Origin of the sequence: Mucilaginibacter gossypii, assembly GCF_900100945.1 — a bacterium.
In the GTDB taxonomy this organism is placed as follows: Bacteria; Bacteroidota; Bacteroidia; order Sphingobacteriales; family Sphingobacteriaceae; genus Mucilaginibacter; species Mucilaginibacter gossypii.
This window is the reverse complement of sequence record NZ_FNCG01000005.1, coordinates 222,733-245,018: the sequence shown is the minus strand read 5'-3', so window position 1 is coordinate 245,018 and position 22,286 is coordinate 222,733. Positions and strand designations below refer to the sequence as shown.

General features: G+C 42.9%; 18 protein-coding genes. 8 read left to right on the top strand and 10 right to left on the bottom strand.

The window, feature by feature from the left end:
• Positions 1-85 precede the first annotated feature (85 nt).
• The 4 genes from BLS28_RS12745 to BLS28_RS12730 form a co-directional block, all read right to left on the bottom strand.
• Positions 86-2,164, bottom strand: a complete 2,079-nt coding sequence (locus tag BLS28_RS12745; protein WP_091167440.1) for a TonB-dependent receptor — start codon at positions 2,162-2,164, stop codon at positions 86-88.
• A gap of 463 nt (positions 2,165-2,627) precedes the next feature.
• Complete coding sequence (locus tag BLS28_RS12740; RefSeq protein WP_091167437.1) at positions 2,628-3,758, bottom strand: TlpA disulfide reductase family protein; 1,131 nt, start codon at positions 3,756-3,758, stop codon at positions 2,628-2,630.
• A 102-nt stretch (positions 3,759-3,860) separates the two neighbouring features.
• Positions 3,861-5,048, bottom strand: coding sequence for a TlpA disulfide reductase family protein (locus BLS28_RS12735; protein WP_091167434.1), 1,188 nt, complete (start codon positions 5,046-5,048; stop codon positions 3,861-3,863).
• 58 nt (positions 5,049-5,106) lie between these two features.
• A complete protein-coding gene (locus BLS28_RS12730; protein WP_091167431.1) occupies positions 5,107-6,288 on the bottom strand; it encodes a formimidoylglutamase in 1,182 nt (393 codons plus the stop codon).
• A 165-nt stretch (positions 6,289-6,453) separates the two neighbouring features.
• On the opposite strand from BLS28_RS12730, the gene BLS28_RS12725 reads away from it, so the two are divergent.
• Together BLS28_RS12725 and BLS28_RS12720 are read left to right on the top strand one after the other, a co-directional pair.
• Positions 6,454-7,422 carry an NAD-dependent epimerase/dehydratase family protein gene (locus tag BLS28_RS12725; protein ID WP_091167429.1) on the top strand — a complete coding sequence of 323 codons (969 nt, stop codon included), beginning with the start codon at positions 6,454-6,456 and terminating at the stop codon, positions 7,420-7,422.
• A 70-nt stretch (positions 7,423-7,492) separates the two neighbouring features.
• A complete protein-coding gene (locus BLS28_RS12720) occupies positions 7,493-8,782 on the top strand; it encodes an HAD-IB family phosphatase (protein ID WP_091167427.1) in 1,290 nt (429 codons plus the stop codon).
• Here the strand turns inward: BLS28_RS12720 and BLS28_RS12715 are convergent.
• Positions 8,779-9,261: a universal stress protein gene (locus tag BLS28_RS12715; RefSeq protein WP_176844445.1), complete on the bottom strand. Its 483-nt coding sequence runs from the start codon at positions 9,259-9,261 to the stop codon at positions 8,779-8,781. The genes BLS28_RS12720 and BLS28_RS12715 overlap by 4 nt on opposite strands.
• A gap of 84 nt (positions 9,262-9,345) precedes the next feature.
• On the opposite strand from BLS28_RS12715, the gene BLS28_RS12710 reads away from it, so the two are divergent.
• Positions 9,346-10,299 carry a tryptophan 2,3-dioxygenase family protein gene (locus BLS28_RS12710; RefSeq protein WP_091167422.1) on the top strand — a complete coding sequence of 318 codons (954 nt, stop codon included), beginning with the start codon at positions 9,346-9,348 and terminating at the stop codon, positions 10,297-10,299.
• A gap of 129 nt (positions 10,300-10,428) precedes the next feature.
• On the top strand, positions 10,429-11,499 hold the full coding sequence (locus BLS28_RS12705; protein ID WP_090530786.1) for a branched-chain amino acid aminotransferase: 1,071 nt from the start codon (positions 10,429-10,431) through the stop codon (positions 11,497-11,499).
• A 203-nt stretch (positions 11,500-11,702) separates the two neighbouring features.
• Here the strand turns inward: BLS28_RS12705 and BLS28_RS12700 are convergent, their stop codons facing one another.
• Together BLS28_RS12700 and BLS28_RS12695 are read right to left on the bottom strand one after the other, a co-directional pair.
• Positions 11,703-12,251 carry a histidine phosphatase family protein gene (locus BLS28_RS12700; RefSeq protein WP_218134406.1) on the bottom strand — a complete coding sequence of 183 codons (549 nt, stop codon included), beginning with the start codon at positions 12,249-12,251 and terminating at the stop codon, positions 11,703-11,705.
• Between the two features lie 20 nt (positions 12,252-12,271).
• Complete coding sequence (locus tag BLS28_RS12695; protein WP_090530789.1) at positions 12,272-12,553, bottom strand: ATP-dependent Clp protease adaptor ClpS; 282 nt, start codon at positions 12,551-12,553, stop codon at positions 12,272-12,274.
• A 99-nt stretch (positions 12,554-12,652) separates the two neighbouring features.
• Between BLS28_RS12695 and BLS28_RS12690 the strand changes: the two genes are divergently transcribed.
• Positions 12,653-13,522 carry a hypothetical protein gene (locus tag BLS28_RS12690; protein WP_143020748.1) on the top strand — a complete coding sequence of 290 codons (870 nt, stop codon included), beginning with the start codon at positions 12,653-12,655 and terminating at the stop codon, positions 13,520-13,522.
• A gap of 84 nt (positions 13,523-13,606) precedes the next feature.
• On the opposite strand, the gene BLS28_RS12685 is transcribed toward BLS28_RS12690, so the two are convergent.
• From BLS28_RS12685 to dcd, 3 genes are all read right to left on the bottom strand, one after another.
• On the bottom strand, positions 13,607-16,447 hold the full coding sequence (locus BLS28_RS12685; RefSeq protein ID WP_091167415.1) for a hypothetical protein: 2,841 nt from the start codon (positions 16,445-16,447) through the stop codon (positions 13,607-13,609).
• Positions 16,448-16,535: 88 nt separating this feature from the next.
• Positions 16,536-19,253, bottom strand: a complete 2,718-nt coding sequence (locus BLS28_RS12680) for a TonB-dependent receptor plug domain-containing protein (protein WP_091167413.1) — start codon at positions 19,251-19,253, stop codon at positions 16,536-16,538.
• A 160-nt stretch (positions 19,254-19,413) separates the two neighbouring features.
• Positions 19,414-19,950 carry a dCTP deaminase gene (gene dcd / locus BLS28_RS12675; protein ID WP_090530796.1) on the bottom strand — a complete coding sequence of 179 codons (537 nt, stop codon included), beginning with the start codon at positions 19,948-19,950 and terminating at the stop codon, positions 19,414-19,416.
• 211 nt (positions 19,951-20,161) lie between these two features.
• Here dcd and BLS28_RS12670 point away from each other — a divergent pair, with 211 nt between their 5' ends.
• The 3 genes from BLS28_RS12670 to BLS28_RS12660 are packed head-to-tail and all read left to right on the top strand — an operon-like array spanning position 20,162 to position 22,277.
• Positions 20,162-20,803, top strand: a complete 642-nt coding sequence (locus BLS28_RS12670) for a 4'-phosphopantetheinyl transferase family protein (RefSeq protein ID WP_090530799.1) — start codon at positions 20,162-20,164, stop codon at positions 20,801-20,803.
• Positions 20,800-21,558 carry a lipoyl(octanoyl) transferase LipB gene (lipB, locus tag BLS28_RS12665; RefSeq protein WP_091167410.1) on the top strand — a complete coding sequence of 253 codons (759 nt, stop codon included), beginning with the start codon at positions 20,800-20,802 and terminating at the stop codon, positions 21,556-21,558. Before BLS28_RS12670 ends, lipB begins: the two co-directional genes overlap by 4 nt.
• Positions 21,558-22,277, top strand: a complete 720-nt coding sequence (locus tag BLS28_RS12660) for an SGNH/GDSL hydrolase family protein (RefSeq protein WP_218134405.1) — start codon at positions 21,558-21,560, stop codon at positions 22,275-22,277. The genes lipB and BLS28_RS12660 overlap by 1 nt, the downstream gene beginning before the upstream one ends.
• Positions 22,278-22,286: the final 9 nt, after the last annotated feature.

Below are 22,286 nucleotides of genomic sequence, written 5' to 3'. Positions count from 1 at the left end.
GCCTGGAAATAATCGACACTCGGCTGGAGCCGAGCGTCGGCGTATTTTGGCCTTTACTTACTATGAACCATCAACTATTAACCATCTAATACATAAAATTCATCCCAACCGAGTAATTCCTCAGCGGAGCCGCATTATAATATCGGTTACCTACAGCATTCAAATCATTACCAAGGCTATATTTCTGATTCAGTAAATTATCCGCGGCAGCAAATATTTCAAAACGGATTTTACGGCCAATGGTTGGCTGATAGCTAACGCGGGACTGCAACAGGTTATATTTTGGCGCATATATGGTGCTTGCATCGTTCAGCGGAATTTTTGAAGTAAAGGTATGCTGAACAAATAATGCAATACTTTCAGGGAACCTGATCTGCAGGCTGCTTACAAATACGTTTTTAGGTACGCCGGTTAGCCTGTTACCCGAATAATTGGCATTGGTAACCATATAATCCCTAAACCGGAAATGACTGTACGTAAAAGATTCGTTGAGTTGTAGCCCGCGAATGAAGTTATACCTGTTTGGGCGAATAATCCAATAGTATAATGACGCTTCGGTGCCTAACTGGTTGGTACCACCGGCGTTGATGTAATGCTCGGTTTCATTAGCATTTAGGCGGCGTACTATGGCATTGTTTAAGCGATAGTAGTAAACAGATGCATCAAGCATAAAAGTTTCGTCGCTGTTGCGCAGGCGGAAGCCAGTTTCGTAGTTCCAGCCGTATTGGGCCTGCAGGCTGGTGTTTACAATATTGTCAGTTGGCCGTACCTCGGCAGTTGTAGGACTTGAATAACCGCGACTTACACTTGCCCGCCACGCCAATGCGTTAATGAACTGGTATGATAAAGCCAGCCTCGGCATCAATTGCGCGCTAAAGTTTCGGTTAGTAAAGTTGTTTTGATTAAGCGGATACAGGTTTTTAAAATCATAACCATAATCGTTTAAGCTTACCGCGGCTTCAATATGCAGGCGTTTATACACATCGGCAGCATAACGGGCAAATACAAAATGCTGGTTGGTGTGGATATAATCAACGGTTTGGGTGGTATCTTTTACCCCCTTTTTATTACCATAATTGGCAATGTGCGAGTTGGTTTGCTGCCATTCAAAACCGAGGTCAACTTTCCAGTTTAAATTGGGTTTCTTATCGCCGGTTAGTTCAAAATAGGTGCGGAAGCCATAGGTATTTTCACTGCGTTGTTCATAGTTGGTGATAAACGGATTGGCAAAATCAACGTGATTGCCAAACACAGCCAGCACGTTGCGGATGTGGTCGTTAAAATGATATTCGTTGGTTAAGCCGCCTAAATACATTTTGGTAGTAATACCTATGCGTTGCTGAATAGCCCCTGGCAAAGTTGCCGTAGGCTGGCGGGCTAATCTCGGATTGACGGTATACTGGGCCAGGTTTAAGCCACCCGGTGTTTGATAGGCCAAATCGGAATAAATGCCCAATGCTTTTAAGGTGTTTTTGCCGCTGTAGTTCCAGCTATCGGCCAGTTGCAGGTAGTTGCGGTGGGTATCGCTGTTTTGCCTGTAGCCATGATAGGTTTGAAAGCTTTGGTTAATGTTGAGCAGGTAATTGGTAGTTTTTAATTGTACTGCTGCTTTTTCATGAAACAACCCGTATGAACCGCCATTTATCCCGGCCGAAATATAGGTACTGTCGTTATACCGGTTAAGCGGACTAAGAATGACTACCCCGCCTGAGTTTGCCCCAAATAAGCTGCCATCCGGGCCCTTTAATATTTCAACCTTTTGTATGGCCGCTATATCAATGGCATTTAAATAACTGTTGCCGCCAGCGTCGGTAAGCGGGATATCGTCAAAATAGATCTTTACGTCCCTCACGCCAAAAGGCGAACGTAATAAACTGCCCCTGATGGATAAACGATAACTGCCTGGCGAACGCTCCTCGGTACGTACCCCCGGAACCGTATTTAAGGCGTTTACAAATGAATTATCAGGCTGGATCCTGAGCTGGGCTGCATTAAGCACACTTACCGACGCCGGTACGCTTATCACAGGCTGATCGCTCAGGTAACCTTTGATGATCACCGGTTTAAGCTCGGTGGTATCTCTGTTAGGCTTGATCTTATTTTGTGCGTGGGTTACAGTAAAAGCTGCAAGTATAAGAGTTATAAGAGTAAAGCGTTTTAGCATAGATTGACAATCAGGGATGACCCTCAAAAATAGTTGTTTATACTTGTAAAAGGATATTGCAGATTTGTAAATATCTTGATGTTGTGAGTGGGCGGCGCTGAAACTTACGAAGTTTTGAAAACTTCGTGAGTTTGGGCTTGGGTCAATGCCGCCCTTTTACTTTTGTCCCCTAATCTCAGGGACTGTTTAAAAACGGGAAATATTCATAGCCGTTGGTTTTAACCAACGGAAAAAAAAGCTGAAAAGTCTTGGCTTTAGCCCAATTGTGCAAAAGAATTTTGGCTGAAGCCCCCTTATTATTACTCATTATTCCGTTGGTTAAAACCAACGGCTATGATTCCAATATGATACATAAATAATTCGAATCAAATTTAAACAGCTTCTTAGGGGTGAGAAACAAACATAAAAGCCTTAACAAATTGATTTTGCTAAGGCCTTACAGTCAATGACTTCAATAATATAATTAGATCTTTCCAAAAATCTCCGCGAGCTTATTCTCCAGATCTTCACCCCGCAGGTTTTTTCCTATGATCTTTCCGTTAGGATCTAACAAAAAGTTTTGAGGAATTCCGCGTACTGCATACAGATCGGCTGCTTTACTGTCCCAAAACTTAAGGTCGGATACATGGTTCCAGGTGAGGCCATCTTTGTGAATAGCTGCCAGCCATTTATCTTTCGCATTCGGCCTGTCGAGCGACACGCCAAGTATGGTAAAGTTTTTGCCTTTATAAGCGTTGTAAGCCTTTACCACATTAGGGTTTTCGCGACGGCAAGGGCCGCACCATGATGCCCAAAAATCTATCAGTACATATTTACCACGAAATGATGACAGGCTAACCATTTTACCCGCAGTATCAGCTTCGGCAAATTCGGGTGCGGCTGCACCTAAAGCTACGGCTTTTAATTTTGGCAGGCGTTCGGCAAATTTCTTGCCTGCTTCGGTTGCTTTAATAGCAGGACTGAAGCTGTTAAACAATGGGGCAATATCTACGTAATCGGCACTGTAGGCATATGATTCAAGCGCGTTAAGGCTTACGTATGAATCGGGGTTTTCCTGGATAAACTTTTTATTTACCTGCGCGTCCTGGTCGTCGATCTTTTTTTCTTCAGCATTTAGTTCGGCCATTTGCTCCGGCGTGGCGGTTTTACGTTTTGCCGAAAGCGTCTCATAGGCATCATTAATCGGTTTTTCGGCCAGGTTATATTTTTCGTTATCGTTATTGGTTTTGGTACCTTCTATTTTGGCATCAGCAATTTTATCAGTTGCACTTACGTTGATGGTACCCGGTTCAAGGTAAATGGAACGATAATCTTCTGAGCTATGCAGACCGGTACCTTTGGGGTTAAACAAAATATAACCGCTTACAGGTGTTGTTGTGCTTGTTTTACCGGTAAATTTAAAGGCCCCTCCGTTCAATACTGCCGAATCGACAACCGTTTTTCCATCTTTACGATATTGCACATACACTTTCGCCGGTGCGTTATAGTCGCCAATTTTACCTTGCACAGTATATTGGGCATCCTGGGCAAAAGCTAAAGCAGGGGCGCTTGCAATTGCTGTTAAAGCTATTTTTTTAATTGAGGTCAAGTTCATATCGCAATATAATAAAATTAGCCGGGTATTAAATATTCGGCTAATTCAACGGTGAATATGACATATTAATTAATATTGCCCTGACAGGGGCCATATTATCAATTAATTGTATTTTCCAAATAGCTGTTCCAGTTTGGCATCAAGATCTTCGCCGCGCAGATTTTTTGCAATGATTTTTCCCTGCGGATCGATCAGGAAGTTTTGAGGGATAGATGTTACCGAGTACAAAGCCGCAGCCTGGTTGTTCCAGAATTTAAGATCAGATAATTGCGTCCATTCCAATCCGTCGCTTTTAATGGCAGCAAGCCAGGCCGATTTGCCGTCGGGCCTATCCAACGAAACCCCAACTACCGTAAAGTTTTTGTTTTTGAACCTTGCATAGTTACGTACCACGTTCGGGTTTTCCTGGCGGCAGGGACCGCACCATGATGCCCAAAAATCAAGTAACACATACTTGCCCCTGAACGACGATAGCTTTACAGGTGTTCCGTTAACGTCGTTTTGTATAAAATCAGGAGCTTCGGAGCCAATAGCCGTAACTTTTAGGGCGTCGAGCTGCACCTTCATCATTTTACCGGCTTCGGTATCTTTGATTTTTTGAGATAACGAATTGTATAATGGCTCAACTTCGCTAAGGTCGGGAGCAGGACCACTTACCGAGGTTAGTGCAAGTAAGCTCAAATAACTATCGGGGTTAGCTGCAATAAAGCTTTTCAAGGTTGTTTTTTGCTCTGTTTGCAGGGCTTTATATCTTGCCTGCATGGCACTCCTGAAAGCTGCCGATTTTTGCTGCTCCGGCGTAGCTGCCTTGGCCTCAGCCATCAGTTTTTCTCCTTTTTGATTGATGGCTTTCAACTGAGCCTGGAGTTTTACATTATCTGTATTAAGTTGCGAACCTGCGATCTGCGCTTTATCTATCGAATCTTTACTGGTGATGGTAATGGTAGCTTTTTCCAGGAAAAAATCTATGTCGTCGGCCGTCTTTGAAATCAGGCTGCCGTTATCGGCATATTTATAGTTACCATCGATAAATTTTTCGAGGGGTAAACCCTTATAATTAACAGCTAATGTGGCATTAACGGGGTTAAATATCGTGCCGGTAAATGAAAATGCACCATTAACCACATTGGCCGAATCGGTAACATTATTAGCACCCAGTTGGTACGATAAATATACTTTGGCGGGTGTGGTGACATTGCCTAATTTACCATTAATAACAAAGGTGTCTGTAGCCTGTGCAAGCGCAGTTACCGGCAGCATGGCGGCTATGTAAAAAAATAATTTCTTCATTAAATTATATAAAAACTCTACGCTGCTAACGTCTGAGCAAGGGTTAAAATTGTGAATATCAGTTTAATTTTTGATATGTGCGCCACCAAAGGTCCGGTAATTCGCCGGATGTTGCTGTTTTGTAATCGGCATAGCTGCAGGGTACCAAATGAAAACGTTCGTTTGGAGAACCTGCCGACGGGTAGGGCACCTGCATCCACCAGCGGTCGGATTTTTTACTTTTTACAAATATTACTTCCTGGTCGTCGTGGGTTAAGCTGGTTTTATAAATAAGGTATTGGGATTTAGGGTTAAGCGGAAAATCGCGCTTGCGATTGTAAAAACCGTCAATAAAATACCAGATCATTTGCGCCAGCTGCCAGGCGGTTTGCCCGTTACTATCATAAGCCGGGTTAAATTCATAAAAACCTATCGAAGTAAGTTTATCATTAAAACCCGCGTAACGGCAGAGCTGGCAGGCTTCTTCGCCATAAAAACCATTTGGCGTGGCATTGGCATTCCCCATGGCATCGGCAGCCCGGATAGCACCGATATCGAAGCTCACCATGCTGGCATTACGAATGGCAGGTTCAGTAACAGCAATATTGCCGCTCAGTTCGCCTAAACGGTGTACATCAAAATAAAGTTTGTCCATTACCCGCAGGCTGTCCTGGCTTACAAAATAGGTTTGGTAGCCAAGGTTGCTGAAGTTGAACAGGTAATTGGGATCATGCAGGAATATTTTGTTGAGATAGGAAGCAGAAGTAGTTTCAATACTTTCGCCGTGATTATCTTCATCCAAATCAAAATGCGAATCGATTACCACCAGGTCAACTTTCTGTTCAAGCTCCTCATAACCCAGGTACTGGGCGTAAGTAAGATCCTGTCCCCCGCCTAAAATAACGGGGATGATGTCTTTTTTGATCAGTTCGCTCACTACCGTTTTAACAGCGAAGTAGGTGTCTGTTACCTTTTCGCCGGCACGGATATTGCCCAGGTCGGCAATTTTTACAGAATAGCCGCCTTCGTTTAACTGGTATAATTTTTCGCGGATGTAATCAGGGCCAAGTGAACAACCGGGGTTGCCAATTGCATTACGATCATCCATAACACCAATAATAGCGATATCAGTTTTCTCCTCCAGATCAGGAAAATCGACAGAATAATGCACAATTTTATCGCCAAGCTGGCTGGTATAATAGCCTTTTTTAGGAGCTATCTTTTTAAGATCAATCGGCGTAAAAAAATCAGCTAATGACATAAGTGTTTAATGTGCAGATTTCAGATGTGCAAATGTGCAGATTTTTTAGCCTAAAGCTTAAGGCTAAAAGCAGAAAGCTTTTGTTACCATGTTGCTTAAGTTTAAAAAAGAAAGCTTTAGGCCTTAGGCTTCTGCTTTGAGCTAAAAAATATTCACATTTGCATCATGATCTTAATAACAGGCGCAACTGGTTTTCTCGGGGCCGAACTGGCAAAACTATTGGTTACCACTACCGGGCAGCGAATCCGCTGCACCAAAAGGGCAAGTTCAGTTATCCCAAGGTTACTGTTACCATACCAGGAAAACATCGACTGGGTTGACGCCGATATAATGGATATTTTTGCATTAGCCGATGCTCTTGATGGCGTTACCCAAGTTTACCATTGTGCCGCCTGGGTATCATTAAAGCAGGCGGATAAAAAGCCGATGATCAATACCAATGTTACGGGGACTGCCAACCTGGTTAATCTTTGTAATGAACGTGGCATAAGGATGGTGCATGTAAGCTCAATTGCTGCTATTGGCGCCGCCAAACCCGGAGAGTTAATTACCGAAAACCACCACCTGGAGCAATCAACAGAAAATGATGGTTATGCCATATCTAAATTGGAAAGCGAAATGGAAGTTTGGCGGGGTATTGCCGAAGGTTTGGACGCTGTTATTGTTAATCCCTCGTTGATAATTGGCGCGAGTGCCGGCACCCAGGGCAGCGGCGCTTTATTCAACACGGTACGTAAGGGGCTTAAATTTTATACCTCGGGCACCATAGGTTTTGTTGATGTAGAAGATGTTGCCAAATGCATGGTAGGTTTAATGAACAGTGATATTACGGCCGAGCGTTATATCATCAGCGCTGAAAACCGGGACTACAAAGGTATGGTTACCGAGATAGCAAAAGGTTTCGGCATCAAGCCACCCGCTATTTTTGCTAAACCCTGGATGATGGAACTGGCCTGGCGCGGGGCCGCTTTTGTTTCGGCTATAACCGGTGGTGTTCCGGCTATAGATAAAACATCGGCACAAGCGGCTTCATTAACCCGCGAGTTTGATAATTCAAAAATAAAAAAAGCGATAGGCTTTGAGTTTAAGCCAATCAGTAAGACGATAGGGGAAATTTGTGAGGCGTTAAAATAATAAGAGCTTTCAATTACCTATAAATTCTACCTGTTCTATCAGCAAATTTTTTCGCACCTTTGCAGCCAAGATGGAACAGTACTTTATTATTGATTTCGATAGCACCTTTACACAGGTTGAGGCCCTTGATGAACTGGCCCGGATCTCTCTAAAAAATCGCCCCGACCGCGAAGATATCTACAAACAGATAGAAGATTTGACCAATGCATCGATGGAAGGTAAACTATCGTTTACCGAAAGTTTAGAGCTCAGGGTAAAATTGCTAAATGCTAACCGCGATCATTTAAAGCAACTGATCAGCCATCTTAAAAAGAAAGTTTCTACTTCTTTTTCGCGGAATACTATCTTCTTTAAAAATCACCAGGACGAGGTTTTGATCGTATCCGGTGGGTTCAAAGAGTTCATTACACCGGTAGTAACCGAGTACCACATTAAAAAAGAAAATATCTACGCCAACACTTTCGTGTTTGACGAGGAAGGCAATATTATAGGTTACGACCGCGAAAACCCGCTTTCGCAGGAGGGCGGTAAAGTAAAGCTGCTGAAAGAGCTTCAGTTACCGGGTGATATTTATGGTATCGGTGATGGTTATTCTGATTTCCAGTTAAAGGAATCGGGCATGATCAAAAAGTTTTTCGCTTTTACCGAAAACATCGAACGTAAATCAGTAGCCGAAAAGGCCGACCATATTACCCCAAGCTTTGACGAGTTCCTCTATCTGAATAAACTGCCGCGTGCCATCTCCTACCCTAAAAACCGTATTAAATGTTTGGTTGTGGGTAATGTGGATGAGGATGCCTTAGACCAGCTTAAAAAAGAGGGTTACAACATGCGCCACCGCGACGATGTTGAAGAAAAATATCTTGAAGAAGCCGGTGTGTTATTTTGCGACGAAGAACATCAGCCAAGTGCCGAACAAGTTCAAAATGCAGGCAGGTTAAAGGTGATTGGTATTTTTGGCAAATGTAACCGCAAGCTGGCCGATGCTGCTGCCGAAAACGGGATCATCATTTTTGACGACCCAAGGCATAACCCGCACAGTACTGACTTTTTACCCAAAAGGGTGATGGCTTTCATGAATGAAGGTAAAACACATACCAGTTGCAATTTCCCCGATCTGCAGCCGCCGCGTGTTAACAATGCCCACCGTTTAATTCATATCCATAAAAACGTACCGGGGATACTGGCTAAAATTAACGATGTATTTGCCCGCCATAATATTAACATTGTGGGTGAATTCCTGGTTACCAACCCGCAAATAGGGTATGTAATTACCGACGTTAATACAGGCTATGATACTGAAGTGTTGAACGAGTTAAAAGCGATTGAGCATACCATTAAGTTCAGGCTTTTATATTAATTTTTCGCTTCAATATAAGGCACAACCAATACAGGGATCAATGATTTGTTGACCACCTGCTCGGCAACGTTGCCTAAAAAGAATTTATCGATACCGGTACGGCGGTGAGTGCCTAAAACTATCAGGTCGGCATTAAATTCTTTACCGCATTCAATAATACCCTCGGCTGTTGAACCGTATTGGGTGAAATGAGCTATTTCCAGTCCTTCACCCCATTCTTTTGCCGTCTGATCCAGCAATGCGGCAGAGCGCTCGGTCTGCAATGTTTCTAATTCTGTGCCTGGCAAATTTATATTAGGATCAAATGGCATCCCTCCTAATAAACCGTCCTGGGTATCGGTGGGAACAATGATGGGTTCAACGATGTGTACCAAACCAACTTCGGCACTATAGGTATGGGCTATATCAAAAGCGTAGGCCGCTGCATAACGTGAAAATTCGCTTTCATCAATACCGATGAGTATCTTCCTGATCTTCATAATAATATTTATAAGGCTTGTATCCATTATAACAACCTAATACAGATATGTTTTAGCAGTATACTATTTTATTACCTTTGAAGTATGCATTTCTCTACCGAAATTGAAGACCGGCTAAATCAACTGCAGGAAAAGTACGAAGCTATGGGCCAGGATATGAACTCATACCTTGATGGCCTGCTTTATGCCGATTTTTTAACCTACTGGGATTATATCCACCTGGATACCCTGTTGAGCTTACAAAACCCTAAAACCCCTTTTCCCGACGAGGAGATCTTTATCATTTATCACCAGATAACTGAATTGTATTTTAAGCTGGCCCTGCATGAGTGCAAACAAATTGCCGAAGCAACGCCGCTGACAGCCGAGTTTTTTACAGCGCGGTTAAAAAGGATCAACAGGTATTTTGGTGCCTTAACCCACTCGTTCGAAATCATGGTTGACGGCATGGAAAAAGAGCAGTTCCTGAAATTCAGGATGTCGTTGCTGCCGGCAAGCGGTTTTCAGTCGGGCCAGTACCGGATGATCGAGATCTACGCTACGGATTTTATAAACCTGGTTGCTAAAGATAAACGTGAGGAACTGCAGCATGCAACTATTGAAGCGCAATTTGAATACCTGTACTGGAAGTTTGGCGCTACCGAACTTTCCACCGGTAAAAAGACTTTGACGCTGAAACAGTTCGAAAAAAAATATTCAAAAACATTTATTGAACTGGGCAAGGCCGCTGTTAAGCACAACTTTAATACGCTGGCTAAACAATTTGATTCGTCATCAGAACTGACTCCTGAATTGCGTAACGAATTGCGCCAGCTGGATATCAATGTCAATGTAAACTGGCCGCTTTCACATTATAAATCGGCGGTGCGTTATCTGAACCGCGAGCCTGAGGATATTAAGGCAACAGGCGGCACTAACTGGCAAAAGTACCTGCCGCCACGTTTTCAAAAGCGAATCTTTTATCCCTGGGTATGGAGCGAAGAGGAAAAAGAAAACTGGGGTAAGGCCTGGGTTGATGACGTGCTGAGTAGTAATTGAACCTGGCAATCATATTGTCAAAATGATATTTTTATGTGTGATAATCACCATTTAACTATGCAAATTTTTGGCGCAGGCCATAAAAATGCCTAACTTGCCATTTTCTATAATTTATTAATTTTTAATGCCATGACCGAGACATTGGACATCAAGATCAGCAGGACAACTGCTTCCCGTTTGCAGCAAACGGACTTTGACAACTTACCTTTTGGAAAAACTTTTTCTGACCACATGTTTGTGGCCGATTACGCGGACGGTGAATGGAAAAATCTCTCGGTCATTCCCTACGGCGAAATTGGTCTAAGCCCTGCAATTTCAGCACTTCATTACGGACAAGCGTTTTTTGAAGGACTGAAAGCCTATAAACATGCTGATGGAAAAATTACCGTTTTCCGCCCGGATAAAAATGCTATCCGTTTCAACAAATCGGCCGAGCGCCTTTGCATGCCAACCCTGCCCGAAGAAATCTTTTTGCAAAGTATAGCTACTCTGGTTGACCTTGACCGCGACTGGGTACCTTCAAAGCCAAACCATGCTTTGTATATCCGTCCGTTCATGTTCGCTACTGATCCGTACCTGGGGGTAACACCGTCTTCAACTTATAAATACATGGTATTGATTGGCCCCGTTGGCCCGTACTTTTCAAAACCATTGCGTGTTAAAATTGAAACACACTATACCCGCGCTGCCGAAGGCGGTATGGGTTATGCCAAAGCTGCCGGTAACTACGGAAGCTCCATGCTGCCGGCCCGCAAAGCAACTGAAGAAGGTTTTGATCAACTGATTTGGACTGATGCCAAAGAGCATAAGTTTATTGAAGAAATGGGCGCTGCTAACGCGATGTTCCTGCTGGATGGTAAACTGATCACAGCCGAAGCAAAAGATACGATATTAGATGGTGTAACCCGCGATACCGTTATAGCTTTAGCCAAAGAGTGGGGTATCACTGTTGAAGAACGCAAAGTTTCTGTAGCCGAGATTGTTGAAGGTGCTAAAAATGGCAAACTTACCGATGCCTTTGGTGCCGGTACTGCCGCAACTATAGCTCCTGTAGCTTCAATCAGCTACGAAGGCCAGGAGTATTTCCTGAGCGATCCGAAAACACGTGAGTTTTCGAACAAAGTATTTGATACACTGGATGCCATTAAATATGGTAATGTTCCGGATACGCATAACTGGAATTACCTGGTTAGCGAATAATTATCAGTTAACATAAAACACAAAACGCCCCGGAAAATCCGGGGCGTTTTGTGTTTTATGTTATACTTTGCCGCCGCTCGGCCCAAGCCGAGTGGTTATTATTCCAAGGCCTCCAGCCTGCGTTATCCGGCGGCCGGGAGGCCGCTTAATAGTTGCCACTCGGCTGGAGCCGAGCGGCGGCGTAAACGATGAGGTGGATTAATTTAAAAACTACACCCCACAGCCGGTGTAATCCCTTCTCTATCCATCGTTAACGACGGTTTGCCTTTTTTGAAAGTCACTATCCAGATACTGTCGAAATCACTATCGGGCCATTCCAGGTCTTTAACTTTCATGCCTAAAGCTTTCAGTAAAGGTTTAATTTGATTATGTTCCCATACAATAAGGATGGTGCCTTTTTTTGAGGTAAGCTCTTTAGCGACGCCGTTATCATCCTCTTCTTCAAAATTACTGTTGACGGAGAGATTATATTTTGCAGCAAACGGCGAGATGGTTTGGAACATGCGTACCCTCGCGGTTGATTTACCCTGGTGCATTGCCGGCACATAAATATGATCGGGCAAACCGAATTTGGCTTTTAAAACTTCGGGCAGTTTGAGCGAACGGTTAAACCCGGCGCACGAAAGGTTATCCCCAACATCGGGCTTTTCGGCATGACGGATAATTACCAGTTTCAGGTTTTTGCCCTGGCCGCAGGCGGTCAGGCTTGCCCAACCGACTAATAAAAAAAATAAAAATGATCTTTTTAGCATGTCGGTTATTTTTTAGCGTGTTATTCTACTGAAACTGTTAAGCCCTCCTGCTGGAGGATCTTCCGGTAGATCTCCATTTCGGTAAAGGAGCCTTCCAGTACGGCGCATTTGCCTTCGTTATGCACTTTCCATGCTATCTTTTCGGCTTGGGGTTCGGAGTAATCCAGGTATTTCATCATGCAGTGGATCACGTGGTCAAAAGTGTTAAAATCATCGTTCCAGAGTATTAAACGATGCATCTCTTTAAGTCCTGCAAGTAACTCTTCGAGGGTAAATGTTTCTTCCTGTACTTCAGTTGGCATACGTAACTACAAATTTACTCAAAAACAATAATAAAAAAGTTAAAATCGTGTTCCATGGTCTTAAAAATCATGTTACACAAAACCCCTAAAAAATTTCACATGAAAAAAGCATCCCCGGCTTTTGTTTTAGCATTAACTGCACAACTTTTGGTAGCTCATCATTCATCGGCCCAAAGTACTAAAAACAGCTTACAGGGCCCGCCCGCTAATATCAACATTGATGGCAGCCTGAAAGACTGGGGCGACAGCCTTCGTTACTATAATGAAGAGAAGAAGCTGAACTACGCGCTGGCCAATGATAAGGATTACCTGTATGCAGCTATCCGCATTAGCGACAGGCTTGATAAAATCAAAGTATTAAATGCAGGGATTACACTGAGCATTGATCCTAAAGGAAAAAAGAAAGATAGTTTTATGCTTACTTTTCCACTGGCAGCCCCGGATGAAAAGCCCGAGTTTGCCAGGCCAAAAGATGATAACGGCGAAATTACCCAAGCCGACCGTGACGAGCTGATGCGCGAGCGGATAACTAAGCTGCGATATATTAAAGTTATTGGGTTTAAGGATATTGATGGCGATATGATCACCACATCAAATACCTACGGCATTAAAACAGCCATAAATTACGATGCCAATGGCGATTTGGTTTATGAAGTGGCCATACCCTTAAGCTTTTTCCACGCCGGTAACGATGCTTTTAAAAATGAGTGGGCTTTTAATTTTAAGATCAACGGTTTCCAGCGCCCGGCAGGCACAGGTGGGGGCGAGCAAGACGGTGGCAGCTTTGGCGGCGGCGGTGGTCGCGGCGGACGAGGAGCAATGGGCGGAGGCGGCATGGGTGGCAGCCGTGGCGGAAGAGGAGGTCGCGGTGGCATGGGCGGCGGTATGGGCCGTGGTGCAGCGGGCGGCGCAGGCGAAATGTCAAAATCTATTGATTTTTGGGAGAAGTATTATTTGAGCAGTAAATAAGTTTGCTCGCCAAAAATAAAGTCCGAAAGAGATAAACATTAGCATTGCTTAAATCTTTCGGACTTTCTGACTGCGGACTTAATATCATTCCACCTTATACCTATAAACCTGCCTTCCTAAATTACCATCGGCATCAATGCCTTCAATAACAATACGGTAAGTGCCCTTTGTATCTGCATTAAAATATTCAAACGTTGCTTTGCCGTCCTTATCTGTAAAAAGACCAGGTTGCCAATATATAGCGTTTCTCAGATCTGTGCCTTCTGTTTCATTAGCTGTGTGCCGGTATTTGGGCGAATAAAATACGCGGGATTTTGAAAATCCTTTAAATGGATAAGTTATGAGGCCGGAGGGAGATTCGCTGGTTACAAAATTGTTATTCCCGCGTTTGGTGGTGATCACCAGGGCACCAGCCCCCACGCTTGAGCCGTAAATCGCTATGCTTGCGCCACTACGCAATACTTCAATACTATAAATATCATTGGCGTTAACGTTATTTAGGGCATAGCCGTTTAAGATATTCCCATCAACAATAACAGACATCTTTCCGCCGCCCCTCGTATTTCGTGGACTACCATCTTTATCATAATAAACACCAAAAACGCGCCCAATGAGGCAGTCAGACAAACGAATGCATCCACTACCAATTTTATCACCCATAATTACCTGGTCAGCATTGCCAGGTCCGTTCAGGTTCTTGGAATAGCTCATGTCCGGTTTTTTGTTAATTCTTTTAGCCGTGATATTTACCTGTTTAAGTACGGTGGTATCTGTGCCTGCTTTGCGTTTGGTAGTTATTACAATGATGGGGGCGGATGCTCTGGGGTCAATGGGTGCGATTATATGAATGCTTTCAATCTCACTGGCTAATAGGCTGCTTAAGATATCAGGTGTGTAACTTATACCATCCACTAATATCCCCTTGGTGGTATCTTGAATAGCTTGAACAGGAGACGCTGCCGGTTTGCGGATATAAGCTGATTTTTGGCCAAAGTAAAGTGGTTCAGTCCAAAACAATGCGTCTCCTAACGAACTGAAGTTTTTATTTCTTAACTTACTCATGTCAAGTTTTCTGTCCTGTATTGTGCCATATCTGTTTAATTCCGCCAAGCTTTTATTTTTTTCACCTTTTATTTTTACCTCCTTAAGCTGCACCCCGTTTTTAAGAGAATCTATCTGTCGTTTTTTCCTGATTTCGGTAGCATTCATTCGCAGAATTACGATTTGCTCCGGTGATAGATCAAATAAATCGTTATTATCACCCGCGTGCTTAGACTTATTTATTACAGGATAGTCAGGCTGTTTTACATAAATGGATACGTTTTTCCCGTTGTTTTGCTTGCGTGCCCTGAGCACTATTTTTGAAGTGTCGGAAAGATCAAGGTTGCTGAATTTAAAATCACCGTTGGCATCGGTTACGGTATCAATAAATAAATTATCAGCAGTTGATGTGAGGCTTATTTTTCCATTAGATAAAAGCCCTCCTGATGATGATTTCAATGTTCCGGTTAATGTAAGTGCATCTTCGGGCTTGTAAATAACAGCAGGCAGTTTCTCATCTAAAATATTTGCCCAATCAAACCTCCGGTACCCCTGGGTAAGCATTAGTATATCAAGATCGGCATTTTTTTTATCGTCGATGTTTGTGAAATAATAATTAGGCTTTTCAATAAATCCCTTTATATCTGAAGTAAATAACAGATTATTAATTATTGTCGGTTCTGCGTCTTCATTAAAGCTAACCCTGCTTTCATTAATTACCGCTACCGAAAATGAGCCTACAACAGCCTTGTTATCGATATCTACAGCTTTAATATCAATAGACATTTTTTGTCGGCCCCGGGCTTTGTCGCCGGCACCACTTATAGCCAGTTTGAGGTTGTCATTACCGCGGATAAAAACTACACGTTCATTTATTGGACTATGATCCGGCCCTAATAAAGTAAGTTGCAATATGCCGGATGGAAACCTATTCTTCTCTACTTTAATTAAAAACGATTGCTCTGATAATTTAAAGGCAGTAGTATAATAAACCTTGCCCGCTACCTGGCCAATCAAATAAAACGTCGAATCACGTTGTTGTGCAAATGTTGGCGCTCCCGGGGTGATCTTTATCCTGAGTGAGTCGGCCATGCTGTTATTGACAGTTAAAACAAGTCCATCATCTTTGGCCAAGGGGAGGTCAGTACTAAATTTGGTGCCGCTTTTATCAGTAATCTGTACTTTATAGTTTTTACCTTTTTGCGGTGTAAGTGCAAACACCCCCATCCCTAAATGCTGTGTGCTAAATTCAGTTACAACGGTTCCCGTATTATCTGTTATGATACCACTTACATCTTCGCCAAGGCCAGCGGCATTTAACACCTTTATGGCTACTTTTGAACGAAGGCCATTAATGAGAAATCCGCCTTCCGGAAAGAATTGAACGTCGGGTTGCGATATTAAATGCTGCTGTGCGGCTTGCCCGGTCAAAATTTCGATCCCTCCAATTTGCAAAGATTGATCATAAAAATAGTCCGTACCTGCGTTTCGCATCCAGTTTGTATACGCCCTAACATGGTAAGTTCCGTCAATGATTGAATTGCCTAATGCGAATTCGCCCCGTGTTGTGCCCGAAGCCAGTTTGAATATTTTACGATTTATTACAGAATCTTTGGGGTTTATAAGTTCCACATACAAAACACTACTTAATGCAGATAGTTGATGTTGCGGGCCGATAACTGTATAGGCTTTAAACCAAATAGTATCACCCGGCAAATAATTAGGTTTATTCAAGTGTAAATAAACTTTTTCAGTTGGATAGGCTGACGACCACTTATTAAGCGAATTAACAGCCTTGTTTAAAAGCAGAGTATTAGTTTGTGCTGTACATGCAAGTCTGTATAATAAAAAAATAGCAAAAAGGGTTATGCGAAAAGGTTTCATAAGGTTTAAGTGTTATTATTCTAATATATTAGTTAATATTAGACTTACACAATATAAATAGATTAATTACACCCTCATTCTATTTTTATTATTCCACCTTATATCTATAAACCTGCCTTCCTAAATTGCCATCGGCATCAATACCTTCAATTATTACACGATATGTACCTTTAGCATCGGCGTTAAAAAAGCTCATAGATGTATTGCCATTCTTATCAGTTAATAAGCCTGGTGCCCAGTAAATGGTGCTGCGAAGGTCCTGCATTTGGGCATTGGTTTTAGGATCATCATATTTAGGCGAATAAAATTCGCGCGCTTTATAATATCCCTTAGGAGCATAGGTGACAATACCCGGCGCGTATTTATTGTAAACACTTTCACCGCCGCGCTTGGTTGTAATAACCAAAAGGCCGCCAGCTCCCCTTGAGCCATAAATTGCAGTGTTGCCAATGCTGCGTAAAACTTCAATAGTGGCAATATCATTTACATTTAAGTTATCCAGGAAATCGCTTCCTACATAGGTTCCATCAAGTACAATTTGCATGGGAGTTCCCGGGCTGCGGGTTGAATAAGGCGTGCCGTTACGAAAAATCACACCGGTTAATCTGCCTTGTAAAATCTGGGATAGCATTCCACCCCCGTACATCAGATTTTTGCTGGTAAGTGTTTGATCTGCATTGCCGGGTCCATTAAGGTTAGAAGAGTTTTTAAATGGGTTTTCCCGCTTTTCGCGGATCACTACTTCCTTTAATACGATAGTGTGGTTCCCAATACCGTATTTTACCTGCTCGTCATAAAGCTTTTTACTGTTCAACAGATAGGCCGATGCGCCATCGTTGATGTTGACCTGGATATCGGGTGCGTTTTTATTTGGCCCAACGGGTTGCGGGGTGACATTGTCAAGCGTGATGTCGAGATTTTTGCGGTCTTTAGCAGTGCGCGCCTGGATCACAAACTTGATACTATCCCTAAAAACAAGGTCTTTAAAAGTAAACTTACCTTCGGCATCAGCCACGGTATCAATAATAAAAGTTCCTCCCGATGTTGAAAAAAGGGTAACCTTGCCATTAGGTACAGGCTTGCCACCAAAAGTTTTGAGGTGCCCGGTTACTTCCAGAGATTTTTCGGGCTTGAAGACTATTGGGGTAAATTTATCAGCAAGCAGTTGTTTCCATTCAAAGCGATGGTAGCCCTGGGTAAGCATCAGTGCATCAAGGTTGTCCTTGGTTTCGTTACTTACATTAGTAAAGTAATAGTTCGGTTTTTCAATATACCCTTTCAGATCGGAGGTGAGCAGCAGTGTTGAAAATATAGAACTTTCATTTGTTTCATCAGTAGTAACTTTTGATTCATCAATAACCGATGCCGAAAAACTACCCACAACGGGTTTATCCTCACTGTTTTTAGCGTTGAGATTAATAGTAACTTTTTCGCGGGGTTTATAGTTCTGTTTTTCGGAACTAACGGCAAGCTTAAGCTGATCTGAGTTTTGAACAAAGATGAGGCGCTCGTTCAAAGGCTCACCGGTTGCCGAAAACAGCGTGAACTGTATAATGCCCGATGGGAATTTATTTTTAGGGATGGCAGCCGAAAAGGATGTTGCCCCATCCTTACTTTTGCCCGCATAACAAAGCTCGCCGCCAGATTGCGCTATCAGCGTTAAACCCGATAATGAAGCTGTGCCGTTACCGGTGCTTTTACCGGGAACGATGGATACAAACACCTTATCGTCGCGCATGCTGTTGACACTTAATACATAGCCATTATCAACTGCTTTGGGCAAATCGAAAACACCTTCAGAGCCATCAGCATAAGTGATGTGCGCTTTATAGTTTTTACCACTTTCAGGCTCAAAGGTAATAGTACCCATGCCAAAATGACTCTCGCCCAATGGCGCAACCTGGTTGTTTTGATCGTCGGCAATAAAGCCTTTAATATCAACCCCTAACCCGTCGGCACCAACAGCTTTAAAAGCTACTTTTTCAAAAACACCATTAATTAAATTTCCGCTCTCCGGAAAAAACTGAACATCGACCTTGTTTGATAGCGTTTTTATAAGTACGGCTTTGGCTATAGTATGCTTTTCATCCAATTTAACCTCGGTATTGATATGGCCGGATGTTATTGAAACTGCCTGACCCGTTGTGAAGCTGACTGTGAGGTTCCCTTTATCATCAGTTACACCTTTCCCCCGGGCGATTGATTTCCCGTTTATTTCAACTTCATAGCTTACTGGTTTATTAACATAGGCTATACCGTTGAGGTCTGTGTATGTAGTAATAGCAGTTACTTTTTGTTTGTCGTTTAAGGTGCTGTAGGCATAGGCGGTTTTGGTGAAAACCTTGTTACTGATTCCGTTTACCACAGTGATGGTTTTATTGAAGAAATAGGCCTCTCCTTCGTTTCGCATCCAGTTGGTATAAGCGCGAATGCGGTAATTTCCTTCAGTCATACTATCGGCCAAAGCAAAATCGCCCGCGGCCAGGCCAGCTGTTAACGGCAGTTTAAGGCTGCGTTTTACCGAATCGTTATCATCAATAAGGTCAACATTCAGGGTTTCGCTATAAGCCGAAAGCTTATGCTCACTGCCTATAGTAACATAGGCTTTAAACCAGATATCCTCGCCAATTGCATAATAGGGCTTATCAAAGTGCAGGTAAACTTTTTCCTGCGGATGATCGGTACGCCATTTATCAAGCTGGGCAATGATTTTTGTTACCAGTTCATCATCGGGTTTTATAAAAGCTAAGGTAGCACCGGCAATTAAGGTGATCAGGATTCCAACTGATAGGCGTTTTAGGTTCATAGAAAGATAAATCTTGAACTACCAAGATACGCAAAAAAAGTACCAAGTCGTATTAAGTCTGAAGTTCGAAGTCTTTAGTCGAAAATCTGACTTTATTTTCTATACTGAATACTTAAGACTACCAACTTGAGACACTCAACTTAATACTTGTTGCTTAAGCCTACCACTTATTCTTCCACATCATGCTTTCAACAGGGCGTGTAGTAGGGTTGTTGTATTTGGCGTTGGCTTTACTGTTGTACAGTGTTTCAATCTCGCCCTCAACTACAAAATAAATAAGCTGACCAATGGGCATGCCGGCGTAAATGCGCACAGGCTGGGCACATGAAATTTCAAGTGTCCAGGTATTGCAGAAACCAACATCACCTTTACCCGCTGTTGCGTGAATATCGATACCTAAACGCCCTGTGCTTGATTTGCCCTCTAAAAACGGAACATGCCGGTGTGTTTCGGTGTACTCCATTGTTACGCCCAGGTAAAGGGTATTGGGCTGAAGCACAAAGCCATCCTTCGGAATTTCAAAGCCATCTATCTCATTATGAACTTTGGCATCAAGCACCCGGCTACGGTAAGTAGCTAAATATTTGCCCAAATGAACGTCGTACGAGTTAGTGCCCAGGTATTCGCGGTTAAATGGTTCAATAATAATATGGCCTTGTTCAATTTCTTCGAGGATGCGCTTATCAGATAGTATCATACAGGCAGGTTATTGCTGGCGCTAAATTATGAAAATTAGCCTAATCGGCGCCGGCTTTTATAAACAATATTGGCCGGCAAAATGCGTTCAGATAGCGCAGAAACAACTCCTAAACCTGATATGGTTCAGCCGATTACGAATATGTAGCTGCGCTGATATTATTTAATTTTTTTTGACATATGTTTGCAACCTATTTTGCAATTTTACTTTTATGGCGATAGCATACAGGCAGCGTATTGATGATGACACCGAGTTTGCACTCTGGCGTATCGAGGAGGAGGCTACAGACCTGTACAGCCAGTTACAGCTTGATCAGCAGGAAAAGGATTTTGTAGAAAGCCTGAGCAATGGCAAGCGCCACCTGCACTGGCTGGGTACCCGCGTGCTGCTGCGTAAAATGCTCCGTACCGATGAGTATATTGACTGTAAAGTTGATGAGCATGGCAAGCCTTACCTGGTAAACCTCCCTTACCATATCTCCTTAAGTCATTCGTTTGATTATGCCGCTGTGATGATCAGCAAAACATATAAGGTTGGGATTGATATTGAGCAGATTAAGCAAAAAGTTGAGCGCATTGCCAACAAGTTTATGCGTAAGGAAGAGTTGAAATTTATAAATGGCCCGCAAAAAATTGAACAACTATATGTTTGCTGGTGCGCCAAGGAGGCTGTTTATAAATGTAACGGGCAAAAAGAGGTTTCATTTGCCGATAACATTTTTTTGGAGCCTTTCCAGTTTGAGCATCATGGCGTGGTAAATGCGCAATTAAATAAAAAAGATACCACCATTGATTATACAGTAGGCTATCTGCAATATGAAGATTATATGATAGGCTACGTAAAGGGCGAATGATGAAAAACAAGAAAGTATTTTTTCAGGATTGGGGCCTGGTTGATTACCAGCAGGCCTGGGATAAACAGGAAACCCTTTTTAGTGAAACGGTTAAAACTAAAATAGACAACCGTAATCGTGAAACGGCTTACGAAGCAGCTGCTAAAAACGCAGGGACTGCTGTAGCCTACGATACTATCGAAGCCGACGAAACTTTTAATTACCTGGTTTTTTGCGAGCACTCGCACGTGTATACCCTTGGTAAAAGCGGCAAGCCCGAGCATCTATTGTTAGATGAGGCAGGCTTGAAAGAAAAACAGGCTGTTTATTATCCGATAAACAGGGGCGGTGATATTACCTATCATGGGCCGGGGCAAATTGTATCATACCCGATACTCGACCTTGATAATTTTTTTACTGATATACACCTGTACCTGCGTACGCTGGAAGAAGCAGTGATCCTTACCCTCGCCGATTTTGGCTTGCAGGCCGGTCGTTATGAAGGTTATACCGGCGTATGGTTTGATGCCGATAATGACAAAGCCCGTAAAATATGCGCCATGGGCGTACGCTGCAGTCGCTGGGTTACTATGCACGGCCTCGCGCTTAATGTAAATACCGATCTGAGCTATTTTAAAAACATAGTGCCCTGCGGTATTGACGATAAGGCTGTTACCTCCATGCAGCAGGAACTTGGGCATGAGGTTGATATTAATGAAGTAAAAAAAATCCTTATACATCATATTTCCGTACTTTTTGGTATGGAGATATTATAATGAAGGGAATAATTTTCAGTTTACTCACAGCAATTACATTATCGGCCTGTGCAGGCAAAAACACGCCGGCGCCGGTTAGTTATAATCCCCCGTCAAAACCAGTTACCGTGATAAAGGATACCCTAACATACCTTGCCCTCGGCGATTCATATACCATAGGCCAGTCTGTGCCCCCTGAACAGGCATTTCCTAATCAACTGGCTAACCAGTTACAAGGCCTCAAAGTAAATACGCCGACTATCATAGCCCGTACCGGCTGGACAACCGATCAACTCATTGAAGCTATTGATCAAAGCAGCATCAAAAGCAATACTTATGATGTAGTCACGCTGCTGATAGGTGTAAATGATCAATACGATGGCTTAAGCCAGGAAAATTACCGCGTTAAGTTTGAGCAGGTTTTAAATACGGCCGTTAAATTTGCTGACGGTATCAGCGAGCATGTGTTTGTGCTGTCTATCCCCGATTATGGCGTTACTCCTTTTGCTCAAGGGCAGGATGCCGTTATCGGCCCTGAGATAGATCAGTTCAATGATATTAACCGTAAAATAAGTGCTAATGCAAAGGTTAATTATGTTGAAATTACCGGCATTTCTAAGTTGGCGGCGAATGATCTTACCTTACTGGCGACCGATGGTTTGCATCCATCCGGTAAAATGTATGGAATGTGGGTTGATAAACTGAAGGCGGCAGTAGGGGTTATTTTTGCTAAAAAATAAGATTTGCTT